Source organism: Streptomyces sp. NPDC096048, assembly GCF_044763415.1.
Taxonomy (GTDB): domain Bacteria; phylum Actinomycetota; class Actinomycetes; order Streptomycetales; family Streptomycetaceae; genus Streptomyces.
On sequence record NZ_JBIWGG010000002.1, the window covers coordinates 430,754 to 447,697 of the forward strand.

Here is a 16,944-nt window from a genome sequence, read left to right on the forward strand (position 1 = left end):
AGCCCGAGGGCTGAACCGCCGCCCCTCCCACGGAAGTACGGCGCCGGCGCCGCGTACCACGGGCGCGGTAGGGCGGGCCGCGCGCCGAACGGGCGCCTGCCCCGTCGGGTCACGGCCGGGCGGTCGCCGTGACTGCCGGACACGACCGGGCCGGCCCCCGAACCGCCGGTCGCGACCGGAACGGTCGCCGTGACCGCCGGACACGACCGGGCCGGCCCCCGAACCACCGGTCATGACCGGAACGGTCGCCGTGACCGCCGGTCAAGGCCGGGCCGGCTCCCGGACGTCCTCGGGGACGGTCACCAGCCAGCGTGTGGCGCGGCGCGGGCGCAGGTACAGGGCCCAGTACAGGGTGGCGACGGCGGTGATGCCGCCGGTCCACAGCAGGTGGCTCGTCTCCTGCTGGGTCAGGACGTAGGCGAGGACCGCGATCAGCAGGACCGGCAGCACGGGCCACAGCGGCATCCGCCACGCGTGCGCGTGCCGGTGGGCACCCCGGCGGGCGAGCAGGGCGGCGACCGCGACGAGCAGGTACATGCCGGTGACGGAGACGCCCGTGACGCCGTACAGGGTGTCCAGGTCGACGTAGCACAGCGCGGCGCCGGGCACGCCGACGGCGAGGGTGGCGACCCACGGGGAGCCGAACCGGCCGAGCTTGGCGAAGAGGGTGTTCACCGGCGCGGGCCAGGCCCTGTCGCGGGCCGAGGCGAACAGGACGCGCGAGTTCTGGATGACCATCACGATGCCGGCGTTGATGATGGCGAGGGCCACGCAGAGGCTGACGAAGGTGCCGACGGCGGAGTTGGACCAGGCGGTGACCATGGCGCCGATGTCGCCGCCGGTCAGCTCCGCGAGGTCGGAGGCACCGAGGGTGATGGCGACGACCGGGACCAGGATGATCACCGCGGAGATGCCGAGGGTGGCGAGCACCGTGCGGGCGACGTTGCGGCGCGGGTTCTCCAGTTCCTCGGAGAGGTAGACGGCGGTGGAGAAGCCCTGGGTGACGAACAGGGCGATGGCGAGGCCGGAGACGACCAGCATGCCCGTCACGGGGTCCGCGCCGCCGTCCGCGCCGGCCACCTCCATCGAGGCGAGGCTGCCCGGCCCCCGCTCGCCGTGGGCGAAGCCCAGCACCGCGACGACGGCGGCGGCGATGACCTCCAGGACCAGGAAGACGCCGGTGATCCAGGCGTTGGCGCGCAGGTCGAGCAGGCCGGCGAGGGTGGCGAGCACCATGACGCCGGCGCCCGCCAGGGACGGGTCGAGGCGCACGAGCGGTTCGAGGTAGTCGGCCGTGCCCATGGCGATCACCGGCGGCACGATCATGACGACCAGCAGGGAGAGCACGAAGACCAGCCAGCCCGCCAGTCGCCCGGCCATCGTCGAGACCATGGCGTACTCGCCGCCCGCGCTGGGGATGAGGGTGCCCAGCTCCGAGTAGCAGAACGCCACGGCGATACAGAGCAGGGAGCCGATGGCGATCGTCAGGGCGGTGGCGGTGCCGAGCGAGCCGAACAGGTCGGGGACGACCACGAAGAGCGTGGAGGCGGGGGTCACGCACGAGATCGTCAGGAGGGTGCCGCCGACGACCCCGATGGAGCGCTTGAGCGTCCGGGTCGCCCCAGGGGCCAGGGGGTCCGGGGGCGCCGCGGCGGCGGTCTCGGCGGGGCGGAGCGTGTCGGTCATGGAGCGGTTCCGATCGACTCGTGCGACGTGGTTCGGGCGGGAGCGCTATCGCCTCCGGCGGCTTGGTCGTACGTCGTTCTCGTCCGCTCCCGACGCCAGATGGAATACCGACGAAAACCGGTGCGTCAATGGCTGTTTACCTACGGAATTCGTTGAACTGAGTCGCCAGAACACTTGAAAACAGTGTCAGACCCCTTCCCGTGGGGGCTCTTGAGGCATACGGGAACCGTAGGGAACGGGGCAAAAAAACGTTCCGTCGCCCGCTGCCCGGATGCTGTCGGTGGGGGCCGGTAGAGTCCTGCGCACAGGTGAATCACAGGAACACAGCAACGGGTGGGGACTCATGAAGCTGACATACACCGCTGCCTGGGTGGGGCTGACGGCGGCCGCGATGGTCGCGGCGACCGCGTGCGGCTCGGAGGGCGCCAAGACGGCCGCCGAGACCGCCGACAAGGCCGTGGACAAGGCCGACACGATCATGGCCGCGCTCTCGCGGGCCACCGACCGTACCGAGGAGCTGGGCTCCGCCGAGGTCAGGACGACGACCGACCTGGGCACCGGTGAGCCGATCTCCATGGACGGCACGTACTCCTGGGGCGACGGTTACGCGCTCGACGTCGAGATGGACGCCGAGGCCGCGCAGATGCAGGAACTCACGGACTCCCCGACCGTGCGCACCCTGTTCGTGGACGGCGCCTACTACTACGACATCGACCCCCAGCCCGCCGGTCCGCTCGCGGGCAAGGAGTGGATGAAGATCGACGGGTCGGCCGTGTTCGGCGAGTCGGGTGCCGCCGCGATGAGCGGGGGCGGCGGCGGTGCCAGCCCGGCGGACTCCATGAAGGGCCTCAAGTACGCGAGCGACGTCGACGACCTCGGCAAGGAGACCGTCAACGGCAAGACCACGACCCACTACCGGGCGGTGCTCGACCAGAAGGACATGGGCAAGTTCAAGGAGGCCTTCAGCGGCGCCGACAGCATGCTCAACTCCACCGGCTCCGACTCGATCACCATGGACATCTGGGTGGGGGACAAGGACCTGCCGGTGCGCCTGAAGCAGGAGTTCGGCGCCATGACGGTCACCATGGACTTCGACAAGTTCGGTGCCACCAAGGAGATCGTGGCCCCGCCCGCCGGGCAGACCGGCGACCTCACGGAGGAAGTGAAGAACTCCGGAGCGCAGCAGGGCTGAGACCCGTGCCGGTGCCTCCGTCCCACCGGGTGGGACGGAGGCACCGGGTGTCTCGGGCGGCCGCGTCTCAGTGGTTGCGCGGGAAGCCCAGGTCCACGCCCGCCGGACCGTCGGCAGGGTCCGGCCAGCGGGTGGTGACGACCTTGCCGCGGGTGTAGAAGTGCGTGCCGTCGTTGCCGTAGATGTGGTGGTCGCCGAAGAGCGAGTCCTTCCAGCCGCCGAAGGAGTGGTAGCCCACGGGGACCGGGATCGGGACGTTCACGCCGACCATGCCGGCCTCGACCTCCAGCTGGAAGCGGCGGGCCGCGCCGCCGTCCCGGGTGAAGATCGCGGTGCCGTTGCCGAAGGGTGAGGCGTTGATGAGCGCCACGCCCTCCTCGTAGGTCTCGGCGCGCAGCACGCACAGGACCGGGCCGAAGATCTCGTCCTGGTAGGCCTTCGCCGTGGTCGGCACCCGGTCCAGCAGGGAGATGCCGATCCAGTGGCCGTCCTCGTGGCCGTCGACCGTGTGTCCCGTGCCGTCCAGGACGACCTCGCAGCCCTCGGCCGCCGCGCCCTCGACGTAGGACGCCACCTTGTCGCGGTGCGCCGCGGTGATGAGGGGGCCCATCTCCGACGCCGGGTCGTCGCCGGGGCCGATCTTGATCTTCTCGGCGCGCTCGCGGATCTTCTCCACCAGTTCGTCGCCGACGGCGCCGACCGCGACGACCGCGGAGATCGCCATGCAGCGCTCGCCGGCCGAGCCGTAGGCCGCGCTCACCGCCGCGTCGGCCGCCGCGTCGAGGTCGGCGTCCGGCAGCACCAGCATGTGGTTCTTGGCGCCGCCGAGCGCCTGCACCCGCTTGCCGTTCGCGGAGGCGGTGGTGTGGATGTAGCGGGCGATCGGCGTCGAGCCGACGAACGAGACCGCCTTGACGTCCGGGTGCTCGAGGAGGCGGTCCACGGCCACCTTGTCACCGTGCACGACGTTGAAGACGCCGTCCGGCAGACCGGCCTCGGAGAGCAGCTCGGCGATCTTCATCGCGGCCGACGGGTCCTTCTCGCTCGGCTTGAGCACGAAGGTGTTGCCGCAGGCGATGGCGATGGGGAACATCCACATCGGCACCATCGCCGGGAAGTTGAACGGCGTGATGCCGGCGACCACGCCGAGCGGCTGCCGGATCGAGGACACGTCGACGCGGGTGGCCACCTGCGTCGACAGCTCGCCCTTGAGCTGCACGGTGATGCCGCAGGCCAGGTCGACGATCTCCAGGCCGCGCGCGACCTCGCCGAGCGCGTCGGAGTGCACCTTGCCGTGCTCGGCGGTGATCAGCGCGGCGATCTCGTCGCGGTGCGCGTCCAGCAGTGCCCGGAACTTGAAGAGGATCGAGGTGCGCTGCGCCAGCGAGGACTGACCCCAGGTCAGGTACGCGTCCTTGGCGGCGGCGACCGCGGCGTCCACCTCGTCGACGGAGGCGAAGGCGACCTTGGTGGTGACCGCGCCGGTCGCCGGGTCGGTCACCGGCCCGTACGTGCCCGAGGCGCCTTCGGCGGTCTTGCCGCCGATCCAGTGGTTGACGATGTTCGTCATGACCGAGAACTCCTTCACAGATGGCGGCGACGGGTCGAGACGTGCCGTTGGTCCAGCTCACGGGCCGTGACCGGCGACGATCGGGTCGCGGTCCGCGACGATCGGGTCGCGGTCTGCGACGTTCCGGTCGCGGTCACTGCCATGGGTCCATCCCAGCAGCCGGGCGCCCCGGGCGCGCCCGACACTGTGTATGCGGTTCGGGTGTCCGCGTAGACACGTGGGGCAGTGTCGGCGGCCCGCACGGCGACGGGACGCGGGAACCTCCGGCGCGGGTCCGGTACGAGCGGGGAGTCGGCGCTCGGACTTCGCTCCTGCCAGGGCGAAGCGGCCTTTCCCACGCCGGAGGCGTTGGGTGGGGGAACCGGCGACGGCGGGAGGGACTCGCGCCCCCGGCGATCGGGTCGTGCGCCATCTCGTTCCCCTTCGTGCCCGTCGTCGCCTGCCCGCCGTTGCGTCTCCCCCGGTTTCTAGCCCCGCACGTGCGGCCTGTCAATGTTTTGTCCGGACATTCGGACGACATGGCGGACGACATGGTCCGGGTGGCGGCCCGCCCGCGCGTACCGGACCCCCCAGGCCCTCGGAGTCAACGCGCCGCGCCCGGACTCCGGCGTATCCATTTGCGGCACTCCTGTCACAAAGGCGTCCTTCGCGTCACACATGTCACGCGCACGCGGGCCTTCCGTCACACCCGGGAACGGCCCCTGACCGTCCCCCGCTCCGCGTCGTTCACCCCGCGCAGGCTTGGTGATCGCCAGCGCAGCGCCCGGCTCCCCCCGGCGGCCGTCCCCGGTCGCCGCCGCGGTGCGCGCGGGGAGGTGCGACTAGTGACCGACCGAAGGCTCTGGTCCTACAAGGACATCGCGGCCCACATCCGGGTGCAGCCGGACACCGTGCGGTCGTACCGCAAGCACGGGCTGCTGCCCCCGCCCGACCACGTGGAGGGCGGAAAACCGTACTGGTACGCGGACACGGTCCGGGCCTGGGTGGCGTCCCGGCCCCGCAACCGGAAGCGGTAGGCCGGAAAACCGTTCTGTGCCCCGCTGGTGGGTGGGGCACAGTGCTGCCCATGGACTTCTCCGTCAAACCCGTCCTGACCGGCGACAGGACCGTACTGCGGCCGTTCACCGAGGCCGACGCCGAGCAGATGTGGGAGATCATCAACGACCCCGAGGTCGAGCGCTTCACCGGCTCACCGGGACGCGAGCTCACCCCGGAGCTGCTGCGCACCTGGTACGGCTCCCGCGGCGCACAGCCCGACCGGCTCGACCTGGCGGTCACCGATCCCGCCGACGGCGGACTCCTCGGCGAGGTCGTCCTCCACGCGTGGGAGCCCGAGAGCCGTACCTGCACCTTCCGCACACTGATCGGCGCGCGGGGCCGGGGCCGGGGCGTGGGCACCGAGGCGACCCGGCTGATCGTCGGGTACGGCTTCGAGGAACTGGGCCTGCACCGGATCCAGTTGGACGCCTACGCCGACAACCACCGGGCCCTGCGGGTCTACGAGAAGGTCGGGTTCGTGGTGGAGGGGATCCGGCGCGAGGCGGAGTGGCGCGACGGCGCGTGGGTGGACGAGGTGCTGATGGCCGTCCTCGACCACCAGTGGGCCGCCCACCGCGGGCACCCCCGGACCGAAGGCACCCGCCCCGAGGCCGGCGTCACGGCTCGATGACCGTCACCCCCGCGCCGGGCGCCGCCCCCATCGCGGCCAGTGCGGCCGGGACCCCGTCCAGCCCGATGGCGGACGTCACCAGCAGGTCGGGCCGGAGCGCTCCGGTGCGGACCATTTCCAGCATCGGCGGGTAGGTGTGCGCGGCCATCCCGTGGCTGCCGAGGAGTTCGAGCTCCAGAGCGACGGTCCGGGCCATCGGCACCGGTGTGGTGCCGTCCGGCGAGGGCAGCAGCCCGACCTGGACGTGCCGGCCGCGGCGGCGCAGGCCGTTCACGGAGGCGGCGCAGGTGACGAGCGAGCCGAGGGCGTCGAGGGAGAGGTGGGCGCCGCCGCCGGTGAGGTCGCGGACCGCCGCCGCCGTGTCCGGCGTGAGCGCCGCGTCCACGCACTCCGCCGCGCCGAACGCACGCGCCAGCTCCAGCGCCCGGGGCGACACGTCCACGGCGACGACCCGCGCGCCCGCGGCCGCCGCGATCATCACGGCGGACAGGCCGACGCCGCCGCAGCCGTGCACCGCGACCCACTCACCCGCCGCGAGGCGCCCCTGCCGCACCACGGCCCGGAACGCCGTGGCGAACCGGCAGCCGAGCGAGGCGGCCGTCGCGTACGACAGGCCCTCGGGTACGGCGACGAGGTTGACGTCGGCGTGGTCGAGGGCCACGTACTCGGCGAAGGAGCCCCAGTGGGTGAAACCGGGCTGGGTCTGCCGTTCGCACACCTGCTGGTCGCCCGCCGCACACGCCCCGCAGCTCCCGCAGGCGCAGACGAAGGGCACCGTCACCCGGTCGCCGGGCCGCCACCCGGCCACCCGGTCGCCGACCGCCGCCACGACACCGGCGAGTTCGTGACCGGGCACGTGCGGCAGCCGGATGTCCGCGTCGTGGCCCTGCCAGCCGTGCCAGTCGCTGCGGCACAGCCCGGTCGCCTCGACGCGGACCACGACGCCGTGCGGCGCGGGCTCCGGGTCGGGTACCTCCCGTACCTCGGCGGGCTCCCCGAACCGCTCGAACACGACCGCGCGCATCCGTCACCCTCACTTCCGTACCGGCGTTCCCGCCTCCGTTCTCCCATCTCACGGCAGACCGTGCCGGGCTTATACCCCCTAGGGGTACAGTGGGGGGTGAGTGGTCCACGCTGGATCACGGGTACCCGCCCATGAACACCCGACGAGGAGTAACGACATGACCACCCGGACCGACACCCAGGGCTCCGTCACCACCGTCTACAAGGTGAGCGGAATGAGCTGCGGACACTGCGAGGGCGCCGTCTCCGGCGAGATCTCCGAGATCGCCGGCGTCGGCTCGGTGCGGGCCGTCGCCTCGACCGGCGAGGTCACCGTCGTCTCCGAGGCACCCCTGGCCGACGAGGCCGTACGCGCCGCCGTCGACGAGGCCGGCTTCGAGCTCGTCGGCAGGGTCTGAGCCCGGCGCACGCACCGTTCTGGAGTCCGGCCCATGACCAGCACCACCACGCAGGCACGCACCGCCGCGACGGCCGCCGACCCGCACCTCGCCGAGGCCGAGTTGCTCATCGGCGGGATGACCTGCGCCTCCTGCGCGGCCCGCGTCGAGAAGAAGCTCAACCGCATGGACGGTGTCACCGCCACGGTGAACTACGCGACGGAGAAGGCCCGGATCACCCACCCGGCGACCACCCCGGTCGCCGAGCTGATCGCCACCGTCGTGAAGACCGGCTACTCCGCCGAGGAACCGGCGCCGCCGCCGGAGCCCGCCGACGAGGCCGAGCCCGGGCACAGCGGCGAGGACCCCGAACTGTCGGCCCTGCGTCAGCGGCTGGCCGTCTCGGTCCTGCTCGCCGCTCCGGTGGTCCTGCTCGCGATGGTCCCGGCGCTCCAGTTCGACAACTGGCAGTGGCTCTCGCTCACCCTGGCCGCGCCCGTCGTCGTCTGGGGCGGCCTCCCCTTCCACCGCGCCGCCTGGACGAACGTCCGGCACGGCGCGGCCACCATGGACACGCTGGTCTCGCTCGGCACCCTCGCGGCGTTCGGCTGGTCGCTGTGGGCGCTGTTCCTCGGGGACGCGGGCATGCCGAGCATGCGGCACGGCTTCGACCTCACCGTCTCCCGCACCGACGGCGCCGCCACGATCTACCTGGAGGCCGCCGCCGGGGTCACCGCCTTCCTCCTGCTCGGCCGCTGGCTGGAGGCCCGCTCCAAGCGCCGCGCCGGTGCCGCGCTGCGGGCTCTGATGGAGCTGGGCGCCAAGGACGTCGCCGTGCTGCGGGACGGGCGCGAGGTGCGGATCCCGGTGGCCCGGCTGGCGGTCGGCGACCGGTTCGTCGTACGGCCCGGCGAGAAGATCGCCACCGACGGGACGGTGACCGAGGGCGCCTCCGCCGTGGACGCCTCGATGCTCACCGGCGAGTCGGTGCCCGTGGACGTGACGGCCGGTGACGCCGTCACCGGCGCCACGGTGAACGCCGGCGGCCGGCTGGTCGTCGAGGCCACCCGCGTCGGCGCGGACACCCAGCTGGCGCGGATGGCGAAGCTGGTCGAGGACGCGCAGAGCGGCAAGGCCGAGGTGCAGCGGCTCGCCGACCGCATCTCCGGCGTCTTCGTGCCCGTCGTGCTGCTGATCGCGGTCGCCACCTTCGGCGGGTGGCTGGGCGCCACCGGTGACACGGTCGCCGCGTTCACGGCCGCCGTGGCCGTACTGATCATCGCGTGCCCGTGCGCGCTGGGTCTGGCCACGCCGACCGCGCTCATGGTCGGCACCGGCCGCGGCGCCCAGCTCGGCATCCTCATCAAGGGCCCCGAGGTCCTGGAGTCCACGCGGCGCGTCGACACGGTCGTCCTGGACAAGACCGGCACCGTCACCACCGGCCGCATGACCCTCCACGGGGTGTACGCCGCCGAGGGCACCGACGAGGCGGAGCTGCTGCGGCTCGCGGGCGCCGTCGAGCACGCCTCGGAGCACCCCGTGGCCCGCGCGATCGCGGCCGGTGCGGAGGAGCGGGTCGGCGCGCTGCCGGGCGCCGAGAACTTCGAGAACGTCCCCGGGCGCGGCGTACGCGCACGCGTGGCGGGCCGCGAGGTGGCCGTGGGGCGCCTCTACGACGCTCTCCCGCCCGGGGTCGCCCGTGCCAGGGACGAGGCCGAGCGGGACGGTCGTACGGCCGTCGTGGTCGGCTGGGACGGCGCGGCGCGCGGGGTCGTCTCCGTGGCGGACGCGGTCAAGGAGACCAGCTCCGAGGCGGTGGCCGAGCTGCGCCGGCTGGGCCTCACTCCCGTACTGCTGACCGGGGACAACAGGCGCGTCGCCGAGGCGGTCGCCGGAGCGGTCGGCATCGACGAGGTGATCGCCGAGGTGCTGCCCGAGGACAAGGTCGCCGTGGTGGAACGGCTGCGGGCCGAGGGCCGTACGGTCGCCATGGTCGGGGACGGCGTCAACGACGCGGCCGCGCTCGCCGTCGCCGATCTGGGTCTGGCCATGGGCACGGGGACGGACGCGGCGATCGAGGCGGGCGATCTGACGCTGGTGCGCGGTGACCTGCGGGTGGCCGCGGACGCGATCCGGCTGTCCCGGCGCACCCTCTCCACGATCAAGGGCAACCTCGTGTGGGCCTTCGGTTACAACGTGGCGGCGCTGCCGCTGGCCGCCGCCGGGATGCTGAACCCGATGATCGCGGGGGCGGCGATGGCCTTCTCCTCGGTGTTCGTGGTCACCAACAGCCTCCGGCTGCGGGCCTTTCGGTGAGCGCGCATTTCCCGCAGGTCGAGGGCCGGCGCCTCTGGAGTCCGGCACGCGCCTCACATAAGCTCTTCACAAGGCACTCGCATCTTCCTTACGCTGGGGTCCCGTTACGCGTACCGGGGCTCTTGCGCACCTAACGGACATATGCAAGAGACGCAGATCACAGTGATGCGAACGTAACCATCGAAGGGGTTCGAAGGTCTAAGTTGGCGATGTCAGGCAGCGTCTTGGGGGGCGCCACCTGGCATCTGGGGACGTCTTGGGGGACTTTCCCAGAGCTGCGTTGCCGGGACACGTACACCGGGAAGCTTTGAGCGGCCCTCCCGGGCGTGCGCTGTCCCGGCAGACCGCACGACAGCACAACAGGCACCACAAGCACCACAAGCACCACAAGCACCACAGGCGTGACGGGTTCTGCTCGTTGCGCTCAGTACAGCGATTCAGGCGCTGTCCTCACATACGCCCGGCCGGATCCCGTGGGGGGAATCCGCACCGGGACATGGGAAGGCGCCCTGGTTCGTCGGCCCGTGGGGGGACCGGCGCCAGGGCGCCTTCTACTGTCCGGGTCGCCGCCGCCCGGTCCGCCGCCGCCCACAGAAAATCCCGTACCACTCGGGGCGGCACGGGACTCTCCGGATGCGCTGCGGGGATGCCGGGAGGCTCAGCGCTCCTCGACCGGCACGAAGTCGCGCTCGACCACGCCGGTGTAGATCTGGCGCGGGCGGCCGATGCGGGAGCCCGGCTCCTTGATCATCTCGTGCCACTGGGCGATCCAGCCCGGCAGCCGGCCGAGGGCGAACAGGACCGTGAACATCTCGGTCGGGAAGCCCATGGCCCGGTAGATCAGGCCGGTGTAGAAGTCGACGTTGGGGTAGAGGCTGCGCGAGACGAAGTAGTCGTCGGAGAGCGCGTGCTCCTCCAGCTTCAGGGCGATGTCCAGCAGCTCGTCGGACTTGCCGAGGGCGGAGAGCACGTCGTGCGCGGCGGCCTTGATGATCTTGGCACGCGGGTCGAAGTTCTTGTAGACCCGGTGGCCGAAGCCCATCAGGCGGACGCCGTCCTCCTTGTTCTTCACCTTGCGGATGAAGGTGTCGACGTCGCCGCCGGAGTCGCGGATGCCCTCCAGCATCTCCAGCACCGACTGGTTGGCGCCGCCGTGCAGCGGGCCCCAGAGCGCGTTGATGCCGGCGGAGATCGAGGCGAACATGTTCGCCTGCGAGGAGCCGACCAGGCGGACCGTGGAGGTCGAGCAGTTCTGCTCGTGGTCCGCGTGCAGGATCAGCAGCTTGTCGAGCGCGGCGACGACCGTCGGGTCGAGCTCGTACTCCTGCGCCGGCACCGAGAACGTCATGCGCAGGAAGTTCTCGACGTAGCCGAGATCGTTGCGCGGGTAGACGAACGGGTGGCCGATCGACTTCTTGTACGCGTAGGCGGCGATCGTCGGAAGCTTCGCGAGCAGCCGGATCGTGGAGAGGTTGCGCTGGCGCTCGTCGAACGGGTTGTGGCTGTCCTGGTAGAACGTCGACAGCGCCGAGACGACCGACGACAGCATGGCCATCGGGTGGGCGTCACGCGGGAAGCCCTTGTAGAAGTTCTTGACGTCCTCGTGCAGCAGGGTGTGCTGCGTGATCTCGTTCTTGAACGCGGTGAGCTCGTCGACGGTCGGCAGCTCGCCGTTGATCAGCAGGTAGGCGACCTCCACGAAGGAGGAGCGCTCGGCCAGCTGCTCGATCGGGTAGCCGCGGTACCGGAGGATGCCCGCCTCGCCGTCCAGATACGTGATGGCGGATTTATAGGCGGCGGTGTTGCCGTAGCCGCTGTCCAGCGTCACCAGACCGGTCTGGGCGCGGAGCTTCCCGATGTCGAAGCCCTTGTCGCCGACGGTGCTGTCGATCACCGGGTAGGTGTACTCGCCGTCGCCGTACCGCAGTACTACTGAGTTGTCGCTCACGTCTTCCCTCACCGACGTAGTGCCTCATCTTCGAGGTGCCCTGACTGTCTCTACCATCCCCCACTTGGCTCAGGAGAGTGCACTCGGGGTCGACCATCGGGCCTATTGGCGGCACTCAGTGCCGCCAACTTGCTCATCCTGCCCCCTCTCCTCCCCTTCCGGAAGTGCTCTGTGACCTTTGCGACTCGTTTGATCGATCATTTTTTTCACACGGGTCGAGAGGTTTCACCGGAAGGTGTCCGGGTCAGGAGCGCGCCAGCCGGAAGTCGAGCGCCGTGCAGCGCCGGCCGGCCGACACCGTGCGCACCGCCTGTCCGATCGCCTTGCGGGAACCGACGAGGACGACCAGCTTCTTGGCCCGGGTGACCGCCGTGTACAGCAGATTCCGCTGGAGCATCATCCAGGCGCCGGTCGTCACCGGGATCACCACCGCCGGATACTCACTCCCCTGCGACCGGTGGATGGTCACCGCGTAGGCGTGGGCCAGTTCGTCCAGTTCGTCGAATTCATACGGAACCTCCTCGTCCTCGTCCGTCAGCACGGTGAGGCGCTGGTCCACCGGGTCGAGCGAGGTGACCACGCCGACGGTGCCGTTGAAGACGCCGTTCTCACCCTTCTCGTAATTGTTGCGAATCTGGGTGACCTTGTCGCCGACCCGGAAGACACGACCGCCGAACCGCTTCTCCGGCACGTCCGGGCGCCCCGGGGTGACGGCCTGCTGGAGCAGCCCGTTCAGCGCGCCCGCGCCGGCGGGTCCCCGGTGCATGGGGGCGAGCACCTGCACGTCCCGGCGCGGGTCCAGCCCGAACTTGGCGGGGATGCGCCGGGCGGCGACATCCACCGTGAGCCGCCCCGCCTCCTCCGTCTCGTCCTCGACGAAGAGGAAGAAGTCCTTCATGCCGTCGGTGAGCGGGTGCTGCCCGGCGTTGATCCGGTGCGCGTTCGTCACCACCCCCGACTGCTGGGCCTGGCGGAAGACGCGGGTGAGGCGGACGGCGGGGACGGGGCTGCCGGGAGCGAGCAGGTCCCGGAGCACTTCCCCCGCGCCCACGCTGGGCAGCTGGTCGACGTCCCCGACGAAGAGCAGGTGGGCGCCGGGGGCCACGGCCTTGACCAGCTTGTTGGCGAGGAGCAGGTCGAGCATGGAGGCCTCGTCGACCACGACGAGGTCGGCGTCCAGCGGCCGGTCCCGGTCGTAGGCGGCGTCACCGCCCGGCTTGAGCTCCAGCAGGCGGTGCACGGTGGACGCCTCGGCGCCGGTCAGCTCGGCCAGGCGCTTGGCGGCACGGCCGGTCGGGGCGGCGAGCACGACCTTGGCCTTTTTGGCGCGGGCCAGCTCGACGATGGAGCGGACGGTGAAGGACTTGCCGCAGCCCGGCCCGCCGGTGAGAACGGCGACCTTCTCGGTGAGGGCGAGTCTGACGGCGGCCTCCTGCTCCGGGGCGAGGTCGGCGCCGGTGCGGCTCTTGAGCCAGCCGAGGGCCTTGTCCCAGGCGACGTCCCCGAACCCGGGCATCCGGTCCTCACCGGTGCGCAGCAGGCGCAGCAACTGGGCGGAGAGGGCCAGCTCGGCGCGGTGGAAGGGGACGAGGTAGACGGCGGTGACGGGGTCGCCGCCCTGCGGGTCGGGGACCTTCTCGCGTACGACGCCGGGGTCCTCGCCCTCCTCGGGCTCGGCGGCCAGCTCGGCGAGGCACTCGATGACGAGCCCCGTGTCCACCTGGAGCAGCTTCACCGCGTCGGCGATCAGCTTCTCCTCGGGGAGGTAGCAGTGCCCCTGGTCGGTGGCCTGCGACAGGGCGTACTGCAGGCCCGCCTTCACCCGGTCCGGGCTGTCGTGCGGGATGCCGACGGACTGGGCGATCTTGTCGGCGGTGAGGAAGCCGATGCCCCAGACGTCGGACGCCAGCCGGTAGGGCTGGTTCTTCACGACGGAGATCGACGCGTCGCCGTACTTCTTGTAGATCCGCACCGCGATCGACGTCGACACCTCGACGGTCTGGAGGAAGAGCATGACCTCCTTGATCGCCTTCTGCTCGTCCCACGCGTCGGCGATCTTCTTGGTCCGCTTGGGGCCGAGGCCGGGCACCTCGATGAGCCGCTTGGGCTCCTCCTCGATGATCTGGAGGGTGTCCACGCCGAAGTGCTGCGTGATGCGGTCGGCGAAGACCGGGCCGATGCCCTTGACGAGGCCGGATCCGAGGTAGCGCCGGATGCCCTGGACGGTGGCGGGCAGGACGGTCGTGTAGTTCTCGACGTGGAACTGCTTGCCGTACTGCGGGTGCGAGCCCCACCGCCCCTCCATCCGCAGGGACTCCCCGGCCTGCGCGCCGAGCAGCGCGCCGACGACGGTCAGCAGGTCGCCCGCGCCTCTGCCGGTGTCTACGCGGGCGACCGTGTAGCCGTTCTCCTCGTTGGCGTACGTGATGCGCTCCAGGACGCCTTCGAGGGTGGCGAGACGGCGTTCGCCGGGGGCGGCATCGGACTGGTTGGGCATGATCCGACGGTACCGGTGGGGACTGACAGGAGGCGGCCGGGTAAGGGAGTTCTCAGTACTCTCGGGATATGGACTACGCCAGGATGCGCGCCATCGCCAAGGACCTCGGAGCGTACGCGGAGCGGCTCGAAGGCGCGTGGAGCGTCGAGATCGGGCCGTCCGGTCCGATACTGGCCATGATGTGTCCCTCCAAGCGACATGAGGGAACCGTCCGCCGCATCCGTAACCAGCTCAACGAGCAACTTCCCACCACCCGTCCCGGCTACGTCTGCGAGAACGGCCCCGAGATCGAGCACCCGGCGATCGGCCGCATGCGTCGACCCGACGCCGTCGTCATCCCGGAAGCCGCCCTCGACGAAGAGGGCCTCGCTGTCGACGCGACGCAGGTGCTGGCCGCCGTCGAGATCGTCTCGCCGTCCAACCCGACCAACGACTACGACGAGAAGCTGGCCGAATACCCGGCCATGGGCATCCCGCACTACATGATCGTCGACCCGCGCACCGGCACGGTCCAGGTGCACTCAGACCCGTGCAAGGGCCGCTACAGCACCAAGGAGCCATACATCTTCGGCGACTCGGTGCCGTTCGGGCCGTGGGTGGTGGAGACGTCGGAGTTCCGGCGGTACGGCCGGGAGGGTTGAGGGCGGGGTGCCCGGGTCTTGAGGGCTTCGAGGAACGGGGTGAAGGTCTCGGCCGGGAAAGTGAGGGTCGCCCGGGTGGGGGCCCCTCACAGTTCCTTGGACAACATCAGCCCAACCGCTCACGGTCGAGCGGCAGAGAGGAGGCCGGGCACCCGCCCCCGGACCGGTCGGGTACGGGCGCGCGTCGGGTGCAGAGCCTCCGGCTGCGCCGAGAGGCCCGCAGGCGCTGCGCACGGTCAGAGCCCCGCGAACAGCCCCGCGAGAGGGCTCGGGGTGCGCGCGAGGTCCAGGGCCTCGACGAGGACACGGCCGTAGTGGATCTTCCGGCCCTTCTTGGTCCCGAAGAACCGGCGGAGCTGCTGCTGCGCGGGGCGGTCCTGCTGGGCGGGCTGGCGAAGGAAGGTCCGCAGGGGGCGCAGGTCGCCCTCCGCCTCGACCAGTTCCCTCACCCGCGTCACACCCAGCGCGCGGATCAGCTCGTCCTCCAGGTCGGCCGCGCAGACGAAGAGACCGTCGGGGGCCGCGTCCGCCCGCTCCAGGGCGCGGACGTAGTAGCCCTGCTCCCGCTCGTCGCACAGTCCCGTGAGACGGAGGCCCAGGCCGGACGGTCCGAGGAGGGAGGCGAAGCGGCCGACGCTCATCGCGCCGCCCATCGGGAGGACGCAGACCCCCTCCGCCGCGAGGTCGCGGCCGTGACGCGCGGCCAGCGCTTCGACCGCCGCCGAGTCGCTCGGCCCCTCCAGGAGGACAGCGGTACGTACCGACAGCCGCGTCGCCAACTCGTGCGCGGGGCCGCCGGGGCCACCGGCCGCCCACGCGGTGACCGCGACCCGGAACGCCCCCATGTCCGCCATGGAACGAGTCTCCGCCCTGAGCGGCCGCGCCGGTAGTGATTTTCGGCAGAGCCCGGCCGGCCTGCCCTCCTCTCCAGCCCCAGGACACCGCTGGAGACCGGCGACACCCTTCCGGACCCGGTGCAGGCGACGGTGGGGCCGCTCGCTCAGCGGCGCAGGGTGGTCTCCCTGGCCATGTGCGACAGCTTCTCGGGGTTGCGCACCGCGTAGAGCCCGGTGATGAGGCCGTCGTCGAAGCGCACCGCCAGTACGGTGTCGAGTTCGCCGTCGAGCCGGAGGATCAACGCCGGACAGCCATTGACCTGGGCCGGTTCCAGCGAGGCCCCCGCCGCCTGCTTGACCAGTCCGCCGATCACGAGGCGGGCCACCTTCCCGGCTCCCGTGACGGGCCGCAGCACGGCCCGCTTGATGCCACCGCCGTCGCCCACGAGGACCACGTCCGGCGCGAGGACGTCGAGCAGGCCCTGGAGGTCGCCCGTCACGACGGCCCGCCGGAAGGCGGTGAGCACGTCCCGTGTCTCGGTCGGGGAGACGGCCCCGCGCGGCCGCCGTGCCGCGACGTGTGCGCGTGCCCGGTGCGCGGTCTGCCGGACCGCGGCCTGGCTCTTGCCGACGGCGTCGGCGATCTCGTCGTAGCCGAGGTCGAACACCTCGCGCAGCACGAACACCGCCCGCTCGGTCGGCGCGAGCGTCTCCAGGACCAGCATCATCGCCATCGAGACGCTGTGGGCCAGCTCGACGTCCTCCGCCACGTCGGACGTCGTGAGCAGCGGCTCGGGCAGCCAGGCGCCGACGTAGGACTCCTTGCGGCGGCCGAGCGTACGCAGCCGGCTCAGGGCCTGGCGCGTGGTGATCCGCACCAGGTAGGAGCGTCGGTCGCGCACCGTCGCGAGGTCCACGCCCGACCATCGCAGCCAGGTCTCCTGGAGGACGTCCTCCGCGTCGGCGGCGGAGCCGAGCATCTCGTACGCGACGGTGAAGAGCAGGTTGCGGTGGGCGACGAAGGCCTCGGTGGCGGGGTCCGTGCGTCCACCCCCGCCGGCGTTCCGCCCGGTCGCGGTGGCCTGTTCGTGGTCGCCGTGCTGTTCGTGGTCGCCGTACTCGTTCGTCACCAGTTGCTCCCGCTCGAGCGCCTCCGCAGGTCTCATGCGCACAGGACGCCGGCCGGCGC

General features: G+C 71.4%; 13 protein-coding genes and 1 pseudogene. 6 read left to right on the forward strand and 8 right to left on the reverse strand.

The window, feature by feature from the left end:
- Positions 1-261: 261 nt before the first annotated feature.
- On the reverse strand, positions 262-1,686 hold the full coding sequence (locus ACIQ6R_RS06585; RefSeq protein ID WP_404177429.1) for an APC family permease: 1,425 nt from the start codon (positions 1,684-1,686) through the stop codon (positions 262-264).
- A gap of 343 nt (positions 1,687-2,029) precedes the next feature.
- On the opposite strand from ACIQ6R_RS06585, the gene ACIQ6R_RS06590 reads away from it, so the two are divergent.
- Positions 2,030-2,878: a hypothetical protein gene (locus ACIQ6R_RS06590; protein WP_404219238.1), complete on the forward strand. Its 849-nt coding sequence runs from the start codon at positions 2,030-2,032 to the stop codon at positions 2,876-2,878.
- A gap of 67 nt (positions 2,879-2,945) precedes the next feature.
- Here ACIQ6R_RS06590 and mmsA read toward each other — a convergent pair whose 3' ends face one another.
- Positions 2,946-4,448 (reverse strand): CoA-acylating methylmalonate-semialdehyde dehydrogenase, encoded by a 1,503-nt coding sequence (gene mmsA / locus ACIQ6R_RS06595; RefSeq protein WP_404177423.1) that lies wholly within the window; start codon positions 4,446-4,448, stop codon positions 2,946-2,948.
- A 14-nt stretch (positions 4,449-4,462) separates the two neighbouring features.
- A pseudogene (locus tag ACIQ6R_RS06600) lies at positions 4,463-4,687 on the reverse strand (hypothetical protein); the annotation flags it as partial.
- 585 nt (positions 4,688-5,272) lie between these two features.
- Here ACIQ6R_RS06600 and ACIQ6R_RS06605 point away from each other — a divergent pair.
- Together ACIQ6R_RS06605 and ACIQ6R_RS06610 are read left to right on the forward strand one after the other, a co-directional pair.
- Positions 5,273-5,464 carry an AlpA family transcriptional regulator gene (locus ACIQ6R_RS06605; protein ID WP_073723204.1) on the forward strand — a complete coding sequence of 64 codons (192 nt, stop codon included), beginning with the start codon at positions 5,273-5,275 and terminating at the stop codon, positions 5,462-5,464.
- Between the two features lie 50 nt (positions 5,465-5,514).
- On the forward strand, positions 5,515-6,117 hold the full coding sequence (locus ACIQ6R_RS06610; protein WP_404219240.1) for a GNAT family N-acetyltransferase: 603 nt from the start codon (positions 5,515-5,517) through the stop codon (positions 6,115-6,117).
- Here the strand turns inward: ACIQ6R_RS06610 and ACIQ6R_RS06615 are convergent.
- Positions 6,104-7,141: a zinc-dependent alcohol dehydrogenase family protein gene (locus tag ACIQ6R_RS06615; protein ID WP_404219242.1), complete on the reverse strand. Its 1,038-nt coding sequence runs from the start codon at positions 7,139-7,141 to the stop codon at positions 6,104-6,106. The genes ACIQ6R_RS06610 and ACIQ6R_RS06615 overlap by 14 nt on opposite strands.
- A gap of 157 nt (positions 7,142-7,298) precedes the next feature.
- Between ACIQ6R_RS06615 and ACIQ6R_RS06620 the strand changes: the two genes are divergently transcribed.
- Together ACIQ6R_RS06620 and ACIQ6R_RS06625 are read left to right on the forward strand one after the other, a co-directional pair.
- Complete coding sequence (locus ACIQ6R_RS06620) at positions 7,299-7,538, forward strand: heavy-metal-associated domain-containing protein (protein ID WP_404177412.1); 240 nt, start codon at positions 7,299-7,301, stop codon at positions 7,536-7,538.
- A gap of 33 nt (positions 7,539-7,571) precedes the next feature.
- Positions 7,572-9,833: a heavy metal translocating P-type ATPase gene (locus ACIQ6R_RS06625; RefSeq protein ID WP_404219244.1), complete on the forward strand. Its 2,262-nt coding sequence runs from the start codon at positions 7,572-7,574 to the stop codon at positions 9,831-9,833.
- A gap of 658 nt (positions 9,834-10,491) precedes the next feature.
- Here ACIQ6R_RS06625 and ACIQ6R_RS06630 read toward each other — a convergent pair.
- Both ACIQ6R_RS06630 and ACIQ6R_RS06635 read right to left on the reverse strand, forming a co-directional pair.
- Positions 10,492-11,781, reverse strand: a complete 1,290-nt coding sequence (locus tag ACIQ6R_RS06630) for a citrate synthase (protein WP_375916983.1) — start codon at positions 11,779-11,781, stop codon at positions 10,492-10,494.
- A 244-nt stretch (positions 11,782-12,025) separates the two neighbouring features.
- Positions 12,026-14,278 (reverse strand): ATP-dependent RecD-like DNA helicase, encoded by a 2,253-nt coding sequence (locus ACIQ6R_RS06635; protein WP_404219246.1) that lies wholly within the window; start codon positions 14,276-14,278, stop codon positions 12,026-12,028.
- Between the two features lie 68 nt (positions 14,279-14,346).
- Between ACIQ6R_RS06635 and ACIQ6R_RS06640 the strand changes: the two genes are divergently transcribed.
- Positions 14,347-14,919, forward strand: a complete 573-nt coding sequence (locus ACIQ6R_RS06640; RefSeq protein WP_404219248.1) for a Uma2 family endonuclease — start codon at positions 14,347-14,349, stop codon at positions 14,917-14,919.
- Between the two features lie 236 nt (positions 14,920-15,155).
- Here the strand turns inward: ACIQ6R_RS06640 and ACIQ6R_RS06645 are convergent, their stop codons facing one another.
- Positions 15,156-15,773 (reverse strand): TOPRIM nucleotidyl transferase/hydrolase domain-containing protein, encoded by a 618-nt coding sequence (locus ACIQ6R_RS06645; RefSeq protein WP_404219250.1) that lies wholly within the window; start codon positions 15,771-15,773, stop codon positions 15,156-15,158.
- 146 nt (positions 15,774-15,919) lie between these two features.
- Positions 15,920-16,927 (reverse strand): RNA polymerase sigma-70 factor, encoded by a 1,008-nt coding sequence (locus ACIQ6R_RS06650; RefSeq protein WP_404219252.1) that lies wholly within the window; start codon positions 16,925-16,927, stop codon positions 15,920-15,922.
- Positions 16,928-16,944: the final 17 nt, after the last annotated feature.

Excerpts from the sequence above, each read along its gene's own strand:
- ACIQ6R_RS06585 (WP_404177429.1), bottom strand. The coding sequence starts at position 1,686 with ATGACCGACACGCTCCGCCCCGCCGAGACCGCCGCCGCGGCGCCCCCG.
- mmsA (WP_404177423.1), bottom strand. The coding sequence starts at position 4,448 with ATGACGAACATCGTCAACCACTGGATCGGCGGCAAGACCGCCGAAGGC.
- ACIQ6R_RS06620 (WP_404177412.1), top strand. The coding sequence starts at position 7,299 with ATGACCACCCGGACCGACACCCAGGGCTCCGTCACCACCGTCTACAAG.
- ACIQ6R_RS06640 (WP_404219248.1), top strand. The coding sequence starts at position 14,347 with ATGGACTACGCCAGGATGCGCGCCATCGCCAAGGACCTCGGAGCGTAC.
- ACIQ6R_RS06625 (WP_404219244.1), top strand. The coding sequence starts at position 7,572 with ATGACCAGCACCACCACGCAGGCACGCACCGCCGCGACGGCCGCCGAC.
- ACIQ6R_RS06610 (WP_404219240.1), top strand. The coding sequence starts at position 5,515 with ATGGACTTCTCCGTCAAACCCGTCCTGACCGGCGACAGGACCGTACTG.
- ACIQ6R_RS06635 (WP_404219246.1), bottom strand. The coding sequence starts at position 14,278 with ATGCCCAACCAGTCCGATGCCGCCCCCGGCGAACGCCGTCTCGCCACC.
- ACIQ6R_RS06645 (WP_404219250.1), bottom strand. The coding sequence starts at position 15,773 with ATGGCGGACATGGGGGCGTTCCGGGTCGCGGTCACCGCGTGGGCGGCC.
- ACIQ6R_RS06615 (WP_404219242.1), bottom strand. The coding sequence starts at position 7,141 with ATGCGCGCGGTCGTGTTCGAGCGGTTCGGGGAGCCCGCCGAGGTACGG.
- ACIQ6R_RS06590 (WP_404219238.1), top strand. The coding sequence starts at position 2,030 with ATGAAGCTGACATACACCGCTGCCTGGGTGGGGCTGACGGCGGCCGCG.